Below are 17,659 nucleotides of genomic sequence, written 5' to 3'. Positions count from 1 at the left end.
CTCCCGAGAGGGGAGAAGATCGGGCAGGCAAACCGGGGACAGGGAATTTTATGAAGCTTTTAAGTCATTTAACGGCGCTTTAGGGCAACTGACCGGGCGAACGGATCAAAGCCAGCGGCCAGGTCGAAGGCAAGAGCACCGTCAACCTCGGGCAGTCGGCCACGGCACCGAACCGGAAGCCACCTGGCGCCCGGCGAAGTGGTTCGACATTCACTACCCTGGAGCGCCCAGCAGTGCGTTCGGCCGCTCAATCGGCGGGTGTGGAGATCCGCAAGGCGGCGCAAGCCGCCACCAGCAGGGTTCCGGCAGCGAAGGCCATCGTCCAGATCGGGGCCTGCGGGAAGAAGTGCTTCATCACGGACCCCAGGACGGTTGCCACGAGCAGCTGCGGCAGCACCACGAAGACGTTGAAAAGACCCATGTAGATACCGAGCTTCGCTTGCGGCAGGCTGCTCGCCAGGATGGCGTAGGGCATGGCCAGGATGGAGGCCCAGGCTATGCCGATGCCGATTTCCGGCAAGATCAGCGCCTGGGGGTCGCGCAGCATGAAGAACCCGGCAAAACCCAGTGCGCCCAGTGTCAGGCAAAGCGCGTGGGTGCGGGCCTTGCCGAGGCGGCGGGCCAGCCGGGGCAGCAGGGCCAGCGCGGCGATCGCGGCAACGCCGTTGTAGACGGAGAACAGCACGCCTACCCAGTTGCCCGCTTCCTGATAGGCGGTACTGGCGGGGTCCGCCGAGCCGAAGTGGTACTGCGCGACGACCGGCGTGGTGTTGATCCACATGATGAACAGCGCGGACCAGCTGAAGAACTGCACGAAGGCCAGCCGCTTCATGATCGGCGGCATTCCGCCGAAATCGCCCACGATTCCGGCGAGCATGGAGGCGCTGCGACCTGAGCGGGCAAGAAGGATCGCCGCGATCACTGCCAGGCCGTAGCCGACAAGCAGGCCGGCAAGCAGGTAGACTTCCTTCTCCAGCGCCCACTGCCACACCGCCAGCGCGACCACTGCACCGGCGGCGATCCAGGCAAGCCCGCCGAGCGGATTGCGCCGGGCCAGCGCGGCGGCGGTCGTCGCCGTGTGGTCGTCATCGCCGTCGGCGAAGGCGGCTTGTTCCTCGGGCGAGTATTCGCGGGTCGTCAGCACCGTCCAGAGCACGGCGACGAACAGCGCCAGCGCCCCGGCGCGGAAGCTGAAGCGCACGGTGTCCGGGATGCCGCCCGGCCCGGCCAGGTTGCTGATGCCCAGATGGTCGAGGACGTAGGGAAACAGCGATCCCACCACTGCGCCCGCGCCGATGAAGGCGGTCTGCACCGCATAGCCGGCAGTGTGCTGATCCTTGCGCAGCATGTCGCCCACGAAGGCGCGGAACGGCTCCATCGAGATGTTCAGGCTGGCGTCCAGCATCCACAGCAGCATTGCCGCCATGAGCAGGCCGGTGCTTTCCGGCATGACCAGCAGCGCCAGCGTCGCCAGCACTGCACCGCCCAGGAAATAGGGGCGTCGGCGGCCGAGCCGGCCCAGCCATGTCCGGTCGGACAGATGGCCCACCACCGGCTGCACCAGAAGTCCGGTCAGCGGGGCGGCGATCCACAGGGCGGGCAAGTCTTCGATCGAGGAGCCGAGCGACTGGAAGACGCGGCTCATGTTGGCGTTCTGGAGCGCGAAGCCGATCTGGATGCCGAAGAAGCCGAAGCTGATGTTCCATAGTCCGGTCCAGCCTTGCCGGGGCTTTTCAAGCCTCATCGCGTCTTCCATCACGCCCTTTCCCTGAGCTGCGCAGGCCTTCCCGGCCCGTCGGTTGCACGGCCTCGGGCCTTGCACGGCGGTCCGTCCACGGCAAGATGCATACGAATGCCTAGAGCGGTTTCCGATCCGATTGCGCACCCCGCTTGGGAGCGTCCCTGGCTGTACCCAGCGTGCTCGCCCGCGCGATCAGCCGCGATGCGAGCGTAGGGGCGGGCCGGGGACCGTCCTCGATCTGCGCGACGAGTGTTTCGACGAGCCGCTCGCCTGCGCCCTTGAGGTCCTGCATCACTGTCGTCAGCGGCGGATTGGTCATGCTGGCGGCGGGCAGATCGTCGAAACCCATCACCGCGACATCTCCCGGAATCGTGCGTCCGGCAGCGGCGAGCGCGTGCATCGCGCCGATCGCGATGAGGTCGCTGGCGGCGAACACTGCGTCGAACGCGGTGCCGCTGTCCAGAATGTCCTGCATGGCACGGTGGCCGAGTTCCTCATGGCTGATCGCGTCGCGCTGGAGCGCGGGGTCGCAGGCGAGGCCGGCCTCGGCCATCGCGGTGCACAGGCCCCGATAGCGGTCGGCGAATTCCGGGTAGTGCTCGTCCGCCTGCCCGAGGAAGGCAATGCGTTTGCGGCCGAGGCCGATCAGGTGCTCGCCGGCCAGCTTGCCCGCGCCGAAATTGTCCGAGCCCACGGTGGCGCCGATGTTCTGTTCGCCCACGGAGCCCCAGCGCACGAAATGGGTGCCCTGGCCGACAAGCTGTTCGAGGCGGCTCTCGTAGAGCGTGTAGTCGCCGTAACCCAGCAGGATCAGCCCGTCGGCGCGGTGGCTGTCCTGATAGCGGACGTGCCAGTCGTCCTCCATCTTCTGGAACGAGATGAGCAGGTCCAGCCCGCGATTCGCGCATTGCCGGGTGATCGATCCCAGCATTGCGAGAAAGAACGGGTTGATCTTCGAATCGTCCGGCGTCTGCTCCTCGAAGAACAGCAACGCGATCGTGTTCGACCGCTGCGAGCGCAGCGACGAGGCGTTCTTGTCGACCGAGTAGTTCAGTTCCCGCGCGATGGCTTCGATGCGGGCGCGCGTCGCCGCACTCACCGCCTTGCTACCCCTCAGCGCCCGGCTGACCGTGGGCTGCGACACGCCCGCCCGATAGGCGATATCGAAACTGGTCGGCCTGTTGCCTGGTCTGCGTCCCATCCTCTCGCTTTCCGGCTCTTTCCGCTAAAGCCCTGTTTTCGCTTCGCTCGGCCCATGTCCGCAGCGTTGCATTCGCGCAACGCAACGTGGCCTCACGGCACTTGCGTATACGTATGCCATATTATGCATTGCTCTGTCCCGCCCTAAGCGAGGGGGAACGGAAAGAGTCGCGGCGCAAAAACGCCGGGCCTTCCACGGCCGCCTCCCGAGACAGCGAGGGAAGCGGACGGCCACTTGAGGAGGAGGACAGGATGTCGCTTCATAAGCAGTTTTCGCGCCGGAATTCGTCTTCGCTGGCGCTTGCCGCGGCTCTCGCCGCTGCGCCCACTTGCGTCTTCGCGCAGGACGCGGCGCCGGCGGAGGATCCCAGGCAGGATCAGGCGATCATCGTCACCGGCTTCCGCGCCAGCCTGGAATCGGCGGTCAACAAGAAGAAGCGCGCCGAAGTGATCGTCGAATCGGTTTCGGCCGAAGACATCGGCAAGCTGCCCGATGCCTCGATCGCCGAATCCATCGCCCGCCTGCCGGGCCTGACCTCGCAGCGCGTCAACGGCCGCTCCAATGCGATCTCGATCCGCGGTTTTGCGCCGGACTTCTCGACCACGCTGCTGAACGGCCGCGAGCAGACCTCGACCGGCGACAACCGCGCGGTGGAGTACGACCAGTACCCCTCCGAGGTCATCAACGCGGTCAACGTCTACAAGACGCCGATGGCCAGCCTGGTCGGCCAGGGCCTGTCGGGCACGGTGGACATGCGCACGATCCGTCCGCTCGACACCGGCAAGCGCATCGTCACCGTGGGCGCGCGCGGCGTCTATGCCGATCTCGGCAAGCTCAACAAGGGGTCGGACGACAAGGGCTTCCGCGTCAACGGCATGTACGTGGACCAGTTCGCGAACGACACCATCGGCGTGGCCCTGGGCGCCAGCTACAACGACGAACCTTACCAGGTGCAGGAGTTCAATTCCTGGGGCTATGCCGATGCGGCGGACGGCAACCAGGTGATCGGTGGCTCGAAGTCGTACAACACCTCGAGCAAGCTCAAGCGTCTCGGTCTCAACGGCACCTTGCAGTGGCGCCCGACCCCGAACTTCACCTCGACGATCGACGCCTTCTATTCGGACTTCAAGGACGACCAGATCAAGCGCGGCATCGAACTGCCGCTCTACTGGTCCTCCGCCGTGCTCAATCCGGGCTATACCGTCGAGGACGGCCTCATCACCACGGGCAGCTTCTCCGACGTCAAGGGCGTGCTGCGCAACGACGTGTTCCAGCGCCACGCCAAGCTCTACTCCTTCGGCTGGAACAACGAGTGGAAGGGCGACGACGGCTGGACCGCGATGTTCGATGCCAGCTATTCGAAGACCGACCGCAACGAACTGACCGTCGAAAGCTACTCCGGCACCGGCCGCCTGGGCGCGGGCGCCACCGACACGATCGGCTTCACCAGCGCCGCCAAGGGCACCACCTTCACCCACGGCATCGACTACGGCGACTGGAACCAGATCCTGCTGACCAGCCCGCAAGGCTGGGGCGGCACCCAGATCGGCACCGACGGCACCGCAATCTACGGCGGGCAGGACGGCTACTACAACGACCGCAAGATCAAGGACGAACTCTGGCAGTTCCGCACCGAAGTGAAGAAGGAGTTCGAATCCTCCTTCCTCAGCTCGATTCAGGCGGGGATGAACTACACCAATCACGCCAAGACGCTGACGCCCGAGGAATACTTCCTGGGCCTTGCCGCCAATACCGACGGCACGGTGAGCGTGGCGGTTCCCGAACAGTACCAGCTCGGCACGACCGACCTCAAGTATCTCGGCCTCGGCAATGTCATCAGCTACAACCCGCTCGCGCTGATCCGCGACGGCATCTACAATCTGGTGCCCAACCCGACCGGAGACGTCGTTTCCAAGGGCTATGCGATCCGCGAAAAGCTGATGACCGGCTATGTCCAGGCCAATATCAAGTCGCAGATCGGCGCCGCCGAACTGACCGGCAACCTGGGCGTCCAGGCGATCTGGACCGACCAGAACTCCAGCGGCGGCAGCGCCGCGCCCAACCTCGACCCGGTGACGGGGGAGCAGATCCTCAACCCCAACGGCTCGCCGAGCTACCTCTACGCCACCCGCAAGTCGAGCACCGACTATATCGACGTGCTGCCCAGCCTCAATCTCTCGCTGCGCTTCCCCAGCGACTTCGTCGTCCGCTTCGCCGCCGCGCGCGAGATCATCCGCCCGCGCCTCGACGACATGCGCGCCTCGCTCGAATATGGCTATACCTTCACCAACGGCGTCGCCGTGGTGACGGGAACCTCGGGCAACCCGGATCTGCGTCCGTGGCGCGCCAATGCGCTGGACCTCACGTTTGAGAAGTACTTCGCCGGCAAGGGCTATATCGCCGCGCAGTTCTTCTGGAAGGAACTGAAGAGCTACATCTACAATCAGGACGTGGTGATCGACAGTTCGACGCTGGCCCTGCCCAATCCGGGCAGCGGCTACACGATCTCGCCGATCGCGGTGATCAACGTGCCGGTCAACGGCCAGGGCGGCAAGCTCTACGGCGTGGAAGTGGCCGGGACCGTTCCCTTCGACGCCTTCACCTCGGTGCTTTCCGGCTTCGGCGTGACCGGCTCGGTGGCCTATACGCAATCGAAGATCCATCCGACGCCGGGAGAGGCCGCTTCCGCGCTGCCGGGCTATTCGAAGTGGGTGGCCAACGGCACCGCCTTCTTCGAGAAGGGGGGCTTCAACGTGCGCGGTTCGGTGCGCTACCGTTCGAGCTTCATCGGCGAAGTCTCCGGCTTTGCGGCCAACCGCACGCGGCGCCGCGCCCAGCCCGAGACGATCATCGATGCGCAGATCGGCTACGATTTCCAGCCGGGCAGCGCGCTGGAAGGGCTGTCGCTCTACATTCAGGGCCAGAACCTCACCAACGCGCCCTTCGTGACGACCAATCCGGGCGATAGCCGTCAGATCATCGACTACCAGCGCTACGGCGCGAGGTATCTGGCGGGCTTCACGTACAAGTTCTGAGGCCAATTATCGGTGCCGCTCGGGGAACCTCCTCCTCTCCGGCGCCACCGCAATGGGCGGAACCGGGAAGTCCCTCTCCCTCCCTTCCCGGTTCCGCTTCCCCCGAACGGGTTTCGGGGCGACGTTGAAGCAAAACATCGGGACGCAAAACATCGGAGAGTGCCTGAAATGAACCGCCTGCTTACTTCTCTCCTGCCCTTGGCCGCAGCGCTCGCCGCGCCAGTCGCGATGGCCGGACCGCTGGAAGACCTGCGCGCGCGTTCGCCAGAGCAGGAAGTGATCTACTTCGTCCTGCCGGACCGGTTCGAGAACGGCGATCCGTCGAACGATGCGGGCGGCCTCAAGGGCGGAAAGCTCGCGACCGGCTTCGATCCGGCGGACAAGGCGTTCTATCATGGCGGCGACCTCAAGGGGCTGACGCAGCGGTTGGGCTATATCCAGAACCTCGGCGCGACGGCGATCTGGGTGGGGCCGATCTTCAAAAACAAGCCCGTGCAGGGGCCGAAGGGGGGCGAGAGCGCGGGCTATCACGGCTACTGGATCACCGACTTCACCCATGTCGATCCGCATTTCGGAACGGACGCGGAGTTCAAGGCGCTGGTCGATGCCGCCCATGCCCGGGGGATGAAGGTCTACATGGACATCATCGTCAACCACACGGCGGACGTGATCCAGTACCGGGAAGGCGCTGCGCAGGAGTACCCTTACCGTTCGAAGGCGGACTATCCCTTCTCGCGCAAAGGCGGTGTCTCCGGCGCGCCGATCAATCCCGGCTTTGCGGGCGACGGCGATGCCGGCGCGGCGAACTGGGCGAAGATGACCGATCCGTCCTTCGCCTATATCCCCTACGTGCCGAAGGGCGAGGAGCACGTGAAAGCGCCCGCCTGGCTGAACGACCCGATCTACTACCACAACCGCGGCAATACCGACTGGAAGGGCGAGAGCGCGCAGTACGGCGATTTCGTCGGGCTGGACGACCTCGCGACCGAGAACCCGCGCGTGGTCGAGGGCATGATCGCGATCTACGGCGACTGGATCGACAAGTACGGCGTCGACGGTTTCCGCATCGATACCGCCAAGCATGTGAACCCCGAATTCTGGCGCGCGTTCGTTCCCGCCATGAAGGCGCGCGCGGCGGCCAAGGGCATCCCGAACTTCCACATCTTCGGCGAAGTGATGACCGGCGATTACGAGCCGGCGCTGCTGGCGAGCTGGACGCGCAATGCCGGTCTGCCCGGCGTGCTGGACTTCGCCTTCATGCACGCGGTTCTGAAGGCTGCGGGCGGTGGCAGCAGTGAGGAACTGGCGCGCCTGCCCGATGACGACGGGCTTTACGAGGGCGGCGCCAAGGCCGCGATGCAGTTGCCGACGTTCCTCGGCAACCATGACGCCGGGCGCGCGGCAATGTTCCTGAAGGCGGCGAACCCGGCGATGAGCGCGGACGAACTGCTCCGGCGCGACGAATTGGCCCATGCCATGCTGCTCACCCTGCGCGGCGTGCCGACGATCTATTACGGCGACGAGCAGGGCTTTGCCGGCGTCGGCGGCGACCAGCTTTCGCGGCAGGACATGTTCGCCAGCAAAGTGGCGATCTACAACGGCGAGGCGCTCGTTGGCACGGCCAACTCCACCGCGACCGAAAACTTCGATCCCGCGCATCCGCTCTACCGCCTGATTGCGCAGCTTTCCGCCTTGCGCGTGAAGACCCGGGCACTGACTCAAGGCCCTTCGGTCACCCGCGCGGCATCGGAGAAGCCCGGCCTCGTCGCCATTTCCCGCTTCGATCCGACAACGGGCCGGGAGGTGCTGCTGGCCTTCAATACCTCCACCGCACCGGTTTCCGCAGCTGTTGCCGTCGATCCGGCCTCGCTTGCATTCGAGACGCTGGCGGGCACCGCCTGCGCCGCCACGGCCAGCGCGCCGGGTTCGGTGCGCGTCGAACTGCCGCCGCTGGGCTTTGCGGTCTGCGCGGCCAAACCCTGATCCACTCCCCCCGGAAACGACCATGACTCAACCTGCCGAATGGTGGCGCGGCGCCGCCATCTACCAGATCTATCCCCGCAGCTTCTCGGATGCCAATGGCGACGGCATCGGCGACTTGCCCGGTATCGCGGCAAGGCTGGACCATGTCGCCGGGCTTGGCGTGGAGGCGGTGTGGATTTCGCCCTTCTACGCCTCGCCCATGGCCGATTTCGGCTACGACATTTCGGATTACTGTGCGGTCGATCCGATCTTCGGCACCCTGGAAGACTTCGACGCGGTGATCGCGCGGGCCCGCGACCTCAAGCTGAAGATCATCGTCGATCAGGTCTACGCGCATACCTCGGACCGGCACGCATGGTTCGTGGAGAGCCGCTCCAGCCGCGATAACCCGCGTGCGGATTGGTACGTCTGGGCCGATCCCAGGGAGGACGGCACTCCGCCCAACAACTGGCAGTCGATCTTCGGCGGCCCCGCATGGCGCTGGGACGCGCGGCGCGGGCAGTATTACATGCACAACTTCCTGACCGAGCAGCCGCAGCTCAATTGCCACAACCCCGAAGTGCAGGACGCGCTGCTGGGCGTGGCGAAGTTCTGGCTGGACCGGGGTGTCTCGGGCTTCCGCATCGATGCGCTCAACCATTCGATGCACGACCCGCTGCTGCGCGACAATCCGCCCGCGCCCGAGGACGGCAAGCTGCGTACCCGACCCTACGATTTCCAGATCCAGCGCTACAACCAGTCGCACCCGGACATCCTTGCCTTCATCGAGCGGTTGCAGGCGCTGATCGCCTCTTATCCCGATACCTATTCGCTGGCCGAGGTCGGCGGGCTCAACGCCGGGGTGGAGATGAAGGCCTTCACGCAGGGCTCCGCCCGGCTGAACAGCGCCTATGGCTTCGACTTCCTCTATGCCGAGAACCTGACCCCCGCGCGCGTCGCGGCGGCACAGGATTTCTGGCCGGACGAACCCGGAATGGGCTGGCCGAGCTGGGCTTTCGAGAACCACGACGCCCCCCGCGCCGTCTCGCGCTGGTGTGCTCCTGAACACCGCGACGCCTTTGCGCGGATGAAGGCGATGCTGCTGCTGTCCCTCCGAGGCAATCCGATCGTGTTTCAGGGCGAGGAACTGGGGCTAGAGCAGGACGAGGTGCCGTTCGAGCTGCTGCAGGACCCGGAGGCCATCGCCAACTGGCCGCTCACCCTCTCGCGCGACGGCGTGCGCACGCCGCTGCCGTGGAAGGCGCAGGATGAGCACGGCGGCTTCACCGGCGGCCAACCGTGGCTGCCGCTCTCCGAAGCGAACCTTGCCCGCGCCATCGATCGGCAGGAGGCCGATCCCGCCTCGCTGCTGCACCTGACGCGCCGCCTTATCCACTTGCGCCGTGACGATGCGGCGCTGCGCCGGGGAACTTGCGAGGTTTTGCTCGCCGACGAGACGCGGCTTGTGCTGCGCCGTGAGGCCGAGGGGCGGTCGGTGCTGGCGGTGTTCAACATCGGTGAGCGCGATGCAGTCTGGCCGGAGGGCGTGCCGACTACCGGCCAAGTCCTCGCCGCCGTCAACGATACCGCACCCGGCTCGCTCCCTGCATGGGCTGCGATCTGGATTGAAGACGGAGCCAAGGCTCCGAACGGAGAACACGCATGAAGCCTTTCCGCCTGCTGGCAAAAGCCGGCATCCTCGCCGCTGCCCTTGCGCCGCTTTCGCTCCACGCTCAGGAGGCCAGGCCCGAGGTAACCGCCGCCTCGCCCGATGGCTCGATCGTGCTCACCGTCAGCACCGACAACGACAGCCGCCCCACATGGTCACTGTCGCGCAAAGGCAAGCTGCTGATCGCGCCGAGCAAGCTGGGCTTCGTGCTGACCGACGGCGTCAACATGGTGCGCGGCTTTGCGATTTCCGGAAGCGAGACCGGCAAGCAGGACGATACCTGGGAGCAGCCCTGGGGCGAGCGAACCCATGTGCGCGATCACTACAACGAGGTGACCGTCCACTTCCGCCAGTCCGCCTCGCAGGGCAGCCGGTTGATGGACGTGCATTTCCGCCTCTTCGATAACGGCGTGGGCTTCCGCTACGAACTGCCCGAGCAGCCGGCGATGAAGACGATGAAGATCACCGACGAAACCACCGAGTTCGACATCGTGCCCAAGGGCGAGGCATGGTGGATCCCCGGCGGCGAGTGGAACCGCTACGAACAGGTCTACCAGAAGACCCCGATCGACGCCGTTTCCACCGCGCACACGCCGATCACCATGAAGCTGGAGGACGGCACCCACCTGTCGTTCCACGAGGCGGCGCTGGTCGACTATGCCGGCTACTGGTTCAAGCGGGCGGATGGCCAGAAGTTCCGCACCACGCTCTCGCCCTCGTCGCGCGGCGCGCGGGTGGTGCGCGACCTGCCGTTCAACACGCCCTGGCGCACGATCCGCATTGCGGACAATGCGGCGGGCCTTGTCGAGAACGATCTGGAACTCAATCTCAACGAACCGAACAAGCTGGGTGATGTCAGCTGGGTGAAGCCGATGCGCTACATCGGCATCTGGTGGGGCATGATCCGCGGCGACTGGACCTGGGCGACCGGTCCGAAACACGGCGCCACCACCGCGCGGGCCAAGCAGTACATCGACTATGCCGCCCGCCACAATTTCGGCGGCGTGCTGATCGAAGGCTGGAACAAGGGCTGGGACGGCGACTGGTTCGGCCACGGCGATTTCAGCTTTACCGAGGCGACGCCGGACTTCGATATCAAGGCGGTCACCGACTATGCCCGAAAGAAGGGCGTGGTGCTGATCGGCCACCACGAGACCGGCGGCAACATCGCCATCTATGAAAAGCAGATGGACGCGGGCTTCGCACTTTACGAGAAGCTGGGCGTCACTTCGGTGAAGACCGGTTACGTTGCGGATGGCGGCGGCATCATTGCCGATACCTGGCATTACGGCGAAAAACCGGGTGAAACGCATATGGAATGGCATGACGGCCAGCGTCAGGTGAACCACCATCTGGACGTCGTGAAGCTGGCCGCGCAGCACCACATTTCCATCGACGCGCACGAACCGGTCAAGGACACGGGCCTGCGCCGCACGTATCCGAACTGGGTCAGCCGCGAAGGTGCGCGGGGCATGGAATACAACGCCTGGGGCGCCTTCGCCAACGGGCCGGACCATGAGCCGACGCTGGTCTATACCCGCATGCTCTCCGGCCCGATGGACTTCACGCCGGGCGTGCTGAGTCTTGAGGGCGCACACCACGATCCGCTGGCTTCCACGCTGGCCAAGCAGCTCGGGCTCTACCTTGCGATCTATTCGCCGATCCAGATGGCAGCGGACTTCGTCGAGAATCTCGACAAGCATCCGCGCGAGATGGAGTTCATCAGCCATGTCCCCACCGACTGGGCGGAAAGCCACCTGATCGCGGGCGAAGTGGGCGACTATGCGATCTTCGCGCGCAAGGATCGGGGAAGCCCCGAATGGTTCGTCGGCGGCGTCAACGACGCGACGGCACGTAATGTCACGCTCTCGTTCGACTTCCTCGAACCGGGCAAGACCTACAAGGCAACGATCTGGAAGGACGGAGAGGGCGCGACCTACCTTACCGATGCCCGCCACAGGATCGCCTATGATACGCGCAACGTGAAGAAGGGCGATACCTACACGCTCTGGCTCGCCCCGGGCGGCGGCGCGGCGATGCGGCTGGTGCCGGGCAAGTAAACAGGGGGCGTCGCTCAGGTTCCCTTCGGGGCTGGAATGACGGAAGAGGAGCGAAAGCTTGGGTTCAGGGCCGGGGGCGCAAGAGCCCGGCCCTGACAGGAGAAATACCCGTGTTCGCAATCGGTTGCCTTGCTTTGATCGTCCTCCCGCTCATGGGACTGGCGCTCGGCGGGTTTCTTCTGGGGCCGGTCGGTGCGAAATGGGGCGCGATCGCGGGCTTCGTGCTGGCGCTGGCGATCAGCGGCGTGACGACTTACGCGCTGGTTGCCGCGGCCCGTCGCCGATGATGTCGGAAGCAAGGCCCTGCTGATTAACTTTTTGCAGTCGTGACATCTATCGCAGCTGTGCCGTTGTCAGCACGGCGAGCTTCCTGCATTCGCAACTGCGGTATGAGCTGCGATCGTGGAATCGAGAAGCGGGGGAAATGGGTAGAAAACTGCGGGAAGGGAAAGCCGCCGGCGTCGCGCCGAAGCTGGCGGTTCTGGCGCGCCGGTTGCTGAAGCGCGAGCGCGAAGACAACCTCGAAGACAACCTCGAAGACAACCCCGAAGATACTCTGGAACCTGTCGATCTGGTGCCGATGGCGGAATTCATCTGCAGCTGTCGGCGGCTGCGGGACGACGTGTTCGGTGCCGATTTTTTTGGAGATCCCGCATGGGACATCCTTCTCGACCTCTATATCGGGCAGTCCGAAAGCCGCACCATGCCTGGACGCATGGTGTCCTGGAACACGACCCAGCGGTGGGTGAATGTCCTTGAAGCAGAAGGGCTTGTCCATCATGCGCCGGGTAGCGACAGACTGGACAGAGACATCCGCCTGACCGAAAAGGGTTCCACGCTGATGCACGATTATCTCAGGCGCGCGGCACGGATTGTCTGACGTTCGCCACAAATAATACGTAATTCCACTTGGTGAAGCGTCTCCGATCGCTTAGCCTTGGCGTCAGGGCCAGGGGGAGAGACGGTTTTGTATGGCACTCACCAACCAGGAGCAGCTTGTCCTTGAACTGCGCAGCATCGCTGCCCTGCTTCAGGAGGCGGTCGGACGTCTCGACGCTTGCGGGCAGGACCTTGCCGCGATTCACGTCCAGACGGCGCTCGATGTCCTGCGGATGAAGGGCGGCGATGACGACTGGAACATGTTGAGGAATTGAAAACGTTGAGAAACTGGAGCAGTTTCCGATCCCAATTCCTTGGATCAACTGCCCCAGGTTTTTGATCTGATGCTCTGGGCGATCGAATGTTCCGATCGCCCGATATCTTAAGGCTATTGGCGAAGGCTGTCCGGAACCACGCCGCCGTTATTTGCGAGACTGTCCATGACCGCGCGGTGCAGGGCGATGTTCTGTTCCGCGGACCCGTCCGCGGCGACCTGAACACCGAGTTCGTCGGCCAGTTCCTTGCGTGCGGCGAGGCTGGAATCGAGGTCCAGCAATTTCAGCAGGTCGACGATCGAGGTCTTGTAGTTGCCGCCATGGTCGGCCTTCATCGAGGCCATTTCCTCCAGCACGGCGCCGACATCGACAGGCTCCGCCGCCGGTGCCGGGGCGGCGGTCGGTGGGGCAGCGGCTGGGGCAGGCGCGGCCGGGGCAGTCGGGGAAGGTGCGGGGGCAGCTTCCGCCTTGTTGCGATGGAAGACCTTGTCGAAGATGTTTCCGAGGATTCCCATTGTCGTGCTCCTGGCAGGAAAGGGCGCTTTGCCGGTCCGGGCGACCGGAAGCAGCCTGTGCGGGAACGCTCGGCGGAGAAGATGGTTCACGCAGAGGCATAGTCTGGAAGAGGAACTCACCATGAAGCACCGGATACTTTTCGCCGTTTCGTTCGCCGCGCTCGCGCTGGCGGCCTGCAAGAAAGAAGCTCCGGCCCCCAGCGACGTGGCCACCAGCACCGCAACGGGCGTCGTTCCCGGCGCGATTCCGGGCGCGGACGTGCCGATGGGCACGGCTACGCAAAGCCCGGGGCAGGCCTTCGCGAACACGGCCGCCGCAAGCGACGCCTTCGAAATCGAGACCTCCAAGCTGGCCGTGGCCAAGGGCGCATCGGCGGCGGTGAAGCGCTTTGCCGACAAGATGATCGAAGCGCACACGGCCTCGACCGAGAAGCTCAAGGGCGTCACCGACAAGCTTTCTCCCGCGATCACGCCTTATGCGACGCTGAGCGATGCGCAGAAGCAGACCGTCGATTCGCTGGGCAAGCTGAGCGGTGCCGATTTCGACAAGGCCTATGCCAAGGCGCAGGTCGAAGCCCATCAGGCAACGCTGACGGCGCTCAAGGACTATGCCGCCAACGGCGATTCCGCGCCGCTCCAGGCCTTTGCCAAGGGCCTGGTCCCGACTGTTACGGCCCATCTCAACATGGCCAAGTCACTGTAACGACGGTACGATCGCAGGCAGGGATCGTCGCCCGGAAGGCGGCGGCGATCCCTGCCGCTGTCGCGGTTCTGCAATAATGTCGGTTTATCCGAAGGCGGAGATATTTGTCTGCTGCGCGGGCCGCAGTTCTGTTAGAGTCATGCCGTGAGCACCGCGATTCCCCACGAGTTCCGCATCGGCGTCGATGCTGCCGACATCGACTTCATGGGTCATGTGAACAACGCCAGCTACCTCAAGTGGGTGCAGGATGCGGTTCTCGACCACTGGCGGGCCATCGCGCCGACCGATGTGGTCGGCCAGCACTTGTGGGTCGCGCTCAAGCACGAGATCACTTATCGCAAGCCGACGTTCCTGGGGGACGACGTGATCGCCACCGTGCTGCTGGAAAAGGTCCAGGGCGCACGGGCCTTCTACGAAACGATCATCAAGCGCGGGGAGGAAGTCCTTGCCGAGGTCAAGTCCAGCTGGTGCTGTCTCGATGCCGCCACGCTCAAGCCTGCCCGTCTGGCACGGGACGTGATCGACCATTTCTTCGGAAACCCGTCCTGATCCTTTGACCGTCATACGCGCCGGTTGCCGCGTCCTCCGACGGGCGGCCTTGGGCCATCTGTCCACTCGTGGTATCAACGCGTCATGTTTCTTGCTGCTATCATGCTTTCGGCAGCGATGCCTTCGGTCTCGGCTTCCATCAAGGCGCATTCGGACCGTCCCATCGGTGAGGTCGCGGCCTGCGTCGAAACCGAATTCGACGATGTCGGGGTGAGCGAGAACCTCTCGGTCGAATTCGGCCGCAAGGTGGATTTCCGCGTGGCCAAGGATGTCGATACCCCCACCAGTCCGCTCATGTCGTTCGAGGCGCGCCACGACGGTACCCTGATCCTCTATGGTTACGGCGACTGGAAGGATGCCGTCGAACCCATGTGGAAGAGCCTTGCGCGCGAGTGTTTTCCAGAGCTTCAGGGCACCGTGGCGAAGGCGCGCTCCTGAAGCGCGGCGGCGCGGCGCCGCGCGCATAGATGGCATGGACGGCGCACAGATGGCCGGTGAAAGCCGAACGGCCTTCACCGGCCAGGTTCAGGCCGGTTTATGCGGGAATGCCCCGGCCCTCGGGTCGCAAACGGAGAATGAAGCCGCGCGGCGGGGAGGTCGATCCGGGAAATTTCCGGTGTTTTCGGCCTTCCTCCCCTTGTCCGGCTTTGCGTTACAAGGTCTCGCCCCGGCTGAGGGCGACGAGCTGGGCAAGGCCGTTGGTGCGTGACTTGGCGACGATCGCGGCGCGGTGATCCTCCACGGTGCGTGCGGAAATCGTCAGGCGTTCGGCGATTTCCTTGTTGGAATGGCCGCGGATCAGAAGATCGAAGACCTGGCGCTCGCGCCGGGTGAACTGGTCCGTCAGCGCGGCAATGCGCCGTTCGCGCGCCGACCAGGCAAGGCCTTCCCGAACCGCTGCGAGCAGGCGCGCTTCGTCGATCGGCTTCTCCAGATAGTCGAGGCCCCCGTGGCGGCGTACCGCATCGACCGCGTGGGTCGTGGTAGGCCAAGCGGTCATGAAGACCAGCGCCACGGCGGGGTCGCGCATCCGCAAGGCGTCGGCAAAGGCGAAGCCGTCCATCTCGCCCATCTGGATATCGCTGATGACGCAGCCGAAAGTGCAGGCGGGCAGTGCCGCGAGCAGGTCCTGAGGTGCCACGAAAGCGCGTGCGGCCAGGCCGTTGCGGCCCAGCAGCCGCGCTACTGTGGCGGCAAGGTCGGCATCGTCGTCGAGAACGCCGACGAGAGGGGGTGCGGTATCGGTCATGCGGGAGATCCGGTCAGGAGCGGGAGGGATACGATGAAACGGGCCAGGCCCGGCGCGTCCCGCCTGACCAGTGTGCCGCCATGCGCCTCGACGATGGTGCGGGCGATGACCAGGCCGACGCCCATACCGGCGCCCATGCCGGCCGTCGGTTCGCAAGCGGCGGCGAGCGGATTGGTGACGGCGATCTGCACTTCGTCCTGCCGTGCCTCTGCATGCAAGGATATCGCTTCGCCGGGACTGGCGGTGAGGGCATTGCGCAGCAGGTTCACCAGGGCCTGAGTCAGTTCGATCTCCTGTGCCTGCACGAGCAGATCGGGCGCGACGCCGGGGAAGGCGATCCGCCCCCCCGAAGCGCGCAACTCGGCGGCGACGATCTGGCCGGCGGTCTGCAGCAGCATGGAGACCGGAAGCGGCGAAGGCTCGTCGACGTCGCGGCCTCCGAAGCGGCGCAGCCGACGCACGAGGTCGGAAAGGGCGCGGGCCTTGCGATCGACCAGCGCGGCGCTCTCGGCGATGTCGGCGGGCAGGCCCTCGGTCGCGCGGGCCAGATGGCCGGCCTCGATGGCGAGGGTGGTAAGCGGTTGGCTGATCTCGTGGATCACCGCGACCGACATGGCGCGCAGGGTCTTGAGCCGTTCGGCTTGGAACAACAGGCGATTGCGTCGCTCAAGGACGTCGCGGGCGGTCTTCTGGGCATCGGAAAAGCTGCCTGCCAGCCAGGTGACCAGCACTACGGCGGCGATGCCGAGATGGAGTTCCAGCCGTGTCGCATCGTCCAGTCGTCCGGCGGAATAGGGCAGAAAGACGGAGACTTGGGCCAGGATCGCCAGCCAGGCGGCGATACGGCCATGGCGCAGCCCGATCCAGGCGCCTGCGAGCAGTCCGGGAGCGGGCTGGGCGCCCAGCCCGGCGCGCCACAGGGCCATCGTCAGCAGCAGGCAGCCGCCGATGACGAGGGCGTCTTCGAGGACGGGCCGCAGTTTCGGCACACCGGGCAAGGCGCGCCGCGGTGCATCGATCAGTGCGGCCATCCACAGGAGCAACGGGGCGAGGACGAGAATGCCCAGCAGATCGCCCACGGCAAGTCCGGTGAGCGAGATGACGATATCGACCCCGATCCGGTAACGTCCGGCGGCGGCGGGCAGCAGCGCCTCGATCGGGATCACCATCAAGGCATTGAGAGCCGGGGCGGCGACGGCGGCGAGACCCAGCGGCATGGGCGGCAGGGAGAGCGTATCGCCGCGCCCTTGCGCAATATTTCCGCGCCCTTGCGCAAAGCGGCGGACGGCCGCCACGGCCAGCCCACAAGTGAGGCCGGGTCGCATGACACCCGTCACCGCCTGCAATGCCTCCGGTCCCGCCAACGACATGCTTCCGGTGCACCAGTCGGAGACGAGTTCGGCCAGAACCAGCCAGGGGGCAAGGCGCGCGCCTCGGCTCCAGAGAACCGCAAAGCGCAGACCGGCGGGCGGGTACCACAGCGAGAAGAACCCTTCACCGCTCCATGGGCTGGCGGTCCAGTGCAGCAGTGCGAAGGCGAAACCATAGGCCACCAGCAAGGGCAACTCGCCGGTACGCAGCCGCAAGCAGCGCCAGGACATTTCCGTCCCGGATCGATTTTCCGGCAAGTTCATCCGCCGGAGCCTTGGCAGTTGGAGTCTCATCGCGATACCCGGAGCTTTTACGGTCCCGCGGTGCCTTCGCCTGACTTGTGGTTACTCCGCAAGCAAGATCTTGATATCGCGTCCCTTCGTTTCGTCGGGCACATTCTTGCGGCAATCGAATGCCGAATGGGCGGGGCTATGTCGCGTATCCCCGCCA

The 17,659-nt window shown here is 65.1% G+C and carries 15 protein-coding genes; 10 read left to right on the top strand and 5 right to left on the bottom strand.

Annotated elements, in window-relative coordinates; translation table 11 throughout:
- Window positions 1–247: 247 nt before the first annotated feature.
- Together V7066_RS16425 and V7066_RS16420 are read right to left on the bottom strand one after the other, a co-directional pair.
- Complete coding sequence (locus V7066_RS16425) at window positions 248–1,744, bottom strand: MFS transporter (protein WP_334184059.1); 1,497 nt, start codon at window positions 1,742–1,744, stop codon at window positions 248–250.
- 112 nt (window positions 1,745–1,856) lie between these two features.
- Entirely contained in the window at window positions 1,857–2,942 is a 1,086-nt protein-coding gene (locus V7066_RS16420; RefSeq protein ID WP_334184058.1) for a LacI family DNA-binding transcriptional regulator, read from the bottom strand.
- A gap of 251 nt (window positions 2,943–3,193) precedes the next feature.
- Between V7066_RS16420 and V7066_RS16415 the strand changes: the two genes are divergently transcribed.
- The 7 genes from V7066_RS16415 to V7066_RS16385 all read left to right on the top strand — a co-directional run bounded on the left by V7066_RS16415 (window position 3,194) and on the right by V7066_RS16385 (window position 12,822).
- Window positions 3,194–5,977 (top strand): TonB-dependent receptor, encoded by a 2,784-nt coding sequence (locus V7066_RS16415; protein WP_334184057.1) that lies wholly within the window; start codon window positions 3,194–3,196, stop codon window positions 5,975–5,977.
- Window positions 5,978–6,145: 168 nt separating this feature from the next.
- The gene (locus tag V7066_RS16410; protein WP_442947336.1) at window positions 6,146–7,960 is read left to right on the top strand and encodes an alpha-amylase family glycosyl hydrolase; all 1,815 of its coding nucleotides are present in this window, start codon (window positions 6,146–6,148) and stop codon (window positions 7,958–7,960) included.
- A 22-nt stretch (window positions 7,961–7,982) separates the two neighbouring features.
- The gene (locus V7066_RS16405; protein WP_334184056.1) at window positions 7,983–9,605 is read left to right on the top strand and encodes an alpha-amylase family glycosyl hydrolase; all 1,623 of its coding nucleotides are present in this window, start codon (window positions 7,983–7,985) and stop codon (window positions 9,603–9,605) included.
- A complete protein-coding gene (locus V7066_RS16400; RefSeq protein WP_334184055.1) occupies window positions 9,602–11,668 on the top strand; it encodes a glycoside hydrolase family 97 protein in 2,067 nt (688 codons plus the stop codon). The genes V7066_RS16405 and V7066_RS16400 overlap by 4 nt, the downstream gene beginning before the upstream one ends.
- A 110-nt stretch (window positions 11,669–11,778) precedes the next feature.
- Window positions 11,779–11,955 carry a hypothetical protein gene (locus tag V7066_RS16395; RefSeq protein WP_334184054.1) on the top strand — a complete coding sequence of 59 codons (177 nt, stop codon included), beginning with the start codon at window positions 11,779–11,781 and terminating at the stop codon, window positions 11,953–11,955.
- 137 nt (window positions 11,956–12,092) lie between these two features.
- Window positions 12,093–12,548, top strand: a complete 456-nt coding sequence (locus V7066_RS16390) for a hypothetical protein (protein WP_334184053.1) — start codon at window positions 12,093–12,095, stop codon at window positions 12,546–12,548.
- A gap of 91 nt (window positions 12,549–12,639) precedes the next feature.
- Complete coding sequence (locus V7066_RS16385; protein WP_334184052.1) at window positions 12,640–12,822, top strand: hypothetical protein; 183 nt, start codon at window positions 12,640–12,642, stop codon at window positions 12,820–12,822.
- Between the two features lie 113 nt (window positions 12,823–12,935).
- Here V7066_RS16385 and V7066_RS16380 read toward each other — a convergent pair whose 3' ends face one another.
- Entirely contained in the window at window positions 12,936–13,337 is a 402-nt protein-coding gene (locus V7066_RS16380; protein WP_334184051.1) for a DUF3597 family protein, read from the bottom strand.
- A gap of 121 nt (window positions 13,338–13,458) precedes the next feature.
- On the opposite strand from V7066_RS16380, the gene V7066_RS16375 reads away from it, so the two are divergent.
- The 3 genes from V7066_RS16375 (at window position 13,459) to V7066_RS16365 (ending at window position 15,027) form a co-directional block, all read left to right on the top strand.
- Window positions 13,459–14,040, top strand: a complete 582-nt coding sequence (locus V7066_RS16375; protein ID WP_334184050.1) for a DUF4142 domain-containing protein — start codon at window positions 13,459–13,461, stop codon at window positions 14,038–14,040.
- A 144-nt stretch (window positions 14,041–14,184) separates the two neighbouring features.
- Entirely contained in the window at window positions 14,185–14,589 is a 405-nt protein-coding gene (locus V7066_RS16370) for an acyl-CoA thioesterase (protein WP_334184049.1), read from the top strand.
- 84 nt (window positions 14,590–14,673) lie between these two features.
- Complete coding sequence (locus V7066_RS16365) at window positions 14,674–15,027, top strand: hypothetical protein (RefSeq protein WP_334184048.1); 354 nt, start codon at window positions 14,674–14,676, stop codon at window positions 15,025–15,027.
- Between the two features lie 214 nt (window positions 15,028–15,241).
- Here the strand turns inward: V7066_RS16365 and V7066_RS16360 are convergent, their stop codons facing one another.
- Window positions 15,242–15,838: a response regulator transcription factor gene (locus V7066_RS16360; RefSeq protein ID WP_334184047.1), complete on the bottom strand. Its 597-nt coding sequence runs from the start codon at window positions 15,836–15,838 to the stop codon at window positions 15,242–15,244.
- Window positions 15,835–17,439 carry a sensor histidine kinase gene (locus V7066_RS16355; protein ID WP_334184046.1) on the bottom strand — a complete coding sequence of 535 codons (1,605 nt, stop codon included), beginning with the start codon at window positions 17,437–17,439 and terminating at the stop codon, window positions 15,835–15,837. Before V7066_RS16355 ends, V7066_RS16360 begins: the two co-directional genes overlap by 4 nt.
- Window positions 17,440–17,659 lie beyond the last annotated feature (220 nt).

The organism is Novosphingobium sp., from assembly GCF_036820275.1.
Classification (GTDB): Bacteria; Pseudomonadota; Alphaproteobacteria; order Sphingomonadales; family Sphingomonadaceae; genus Novosphingobium.
The sequence above is the reverse complement of the archived record's forward strand: the minus strand, read 5'-3'. Positions and strand labels throughout refer to the sequence as shown.

Excerpts from the sequence above, each read along its gene's own strand:
- V7066_RS16425 (WP_334184059.1), bottom strand. The coding sequence starts at position 1,744 with ATGAGGCTTGAAAAGCCCCGGCAAGGCTGGACCGGACTATGGAACATC.
- V7066_RS16420 (WP_334184058.1), bottom strand. The coding sequence starts at position 2,942 with ATGGGACGCAGACCAGGCAACAGGCCGACCAGTTTCGATATCGCCTAT.
- V7066_RS16415 (WP_334184057.1), top strand. The coding sequence starts at position 3,194 with ATGTCGCTTCATAAGCAGTTTTCGCGCCGGAATTCGTCTTCGCTGGCG.
- V7066_RS16410 (WP_442947336.1), top strand. The coding sequence starts at position 6,146 with ATGAACCGCCTGCTTACTTCTCTCCTGCCCTTGGCCGCAGCGCTCGCC.
- V7066_RS16405 (WP_334184056.1), top strand. The coding sequence starts at position 7,983 with ATGACTCAACCTGCCGAATGGTGGCGCGGCGCCGCCATCTACCAGATC.
- V7066_RS16400 (WP_334184055.1), top strand. The coding sequence starts at position 9,602 with ATGAAGCCTTTCCGCCTGCTGGCAAAAGCCGGCATCCTCGCCGCTGCC.
- V7066_RS16390 (WP_334184053.1), top strand. The coding sequence starts at position 12,093 with ATGGGTAGAAAACTGCGGGAAGGGAAAGCCGCCGGCGTCGCGCCGAAG.
- V7066_RS16385 (WP_334184052.1), top strand. The coding sequence starts at position 12,640 with ATGGCACTCACCAACCAGGAGCAGCTTGTCCTTGAACTGCGCAGCATC.
- V7066_RS16380 (WP_334184051.1), bottom strand. The coding sequence starts at position 13,337 with ATGGGAATCCTCGGAAACATCTTCGACAAGGTCTTCCATCGCAACAAG.
- V7066_RS16375 (WP_334184050.1), top strand. The coding sequence starts at position 13,459 with ATGAAGCACCGGATACTTTTCGCCGTTTCGTTCGCCGCGCTCGCGCTG.
- V7066_RS16365 (WP_334184048.1), top strand. The coding sequence starts at position 14,674 with ATGTTTCTTGCTGCTATCATGCTTTCGGCAGCGATGCCTTCGGTCTCG.
- V7066_RS16360 (WP_334184047.1), bottom strand. The coding sequence starts at position 15,838 with ATGACCGATACCGCACCCCCTCTCGTCGGCGTTCTCGACGACGATGCC.
- V7066_RS16355 (WP_334184046.1), bottom strand. The coding sequence starts at position 17,439 with ATGTCCTGGCGCTGCTTGCGGCTGCGTACCGGCGAGTTGCCCTTGCTG.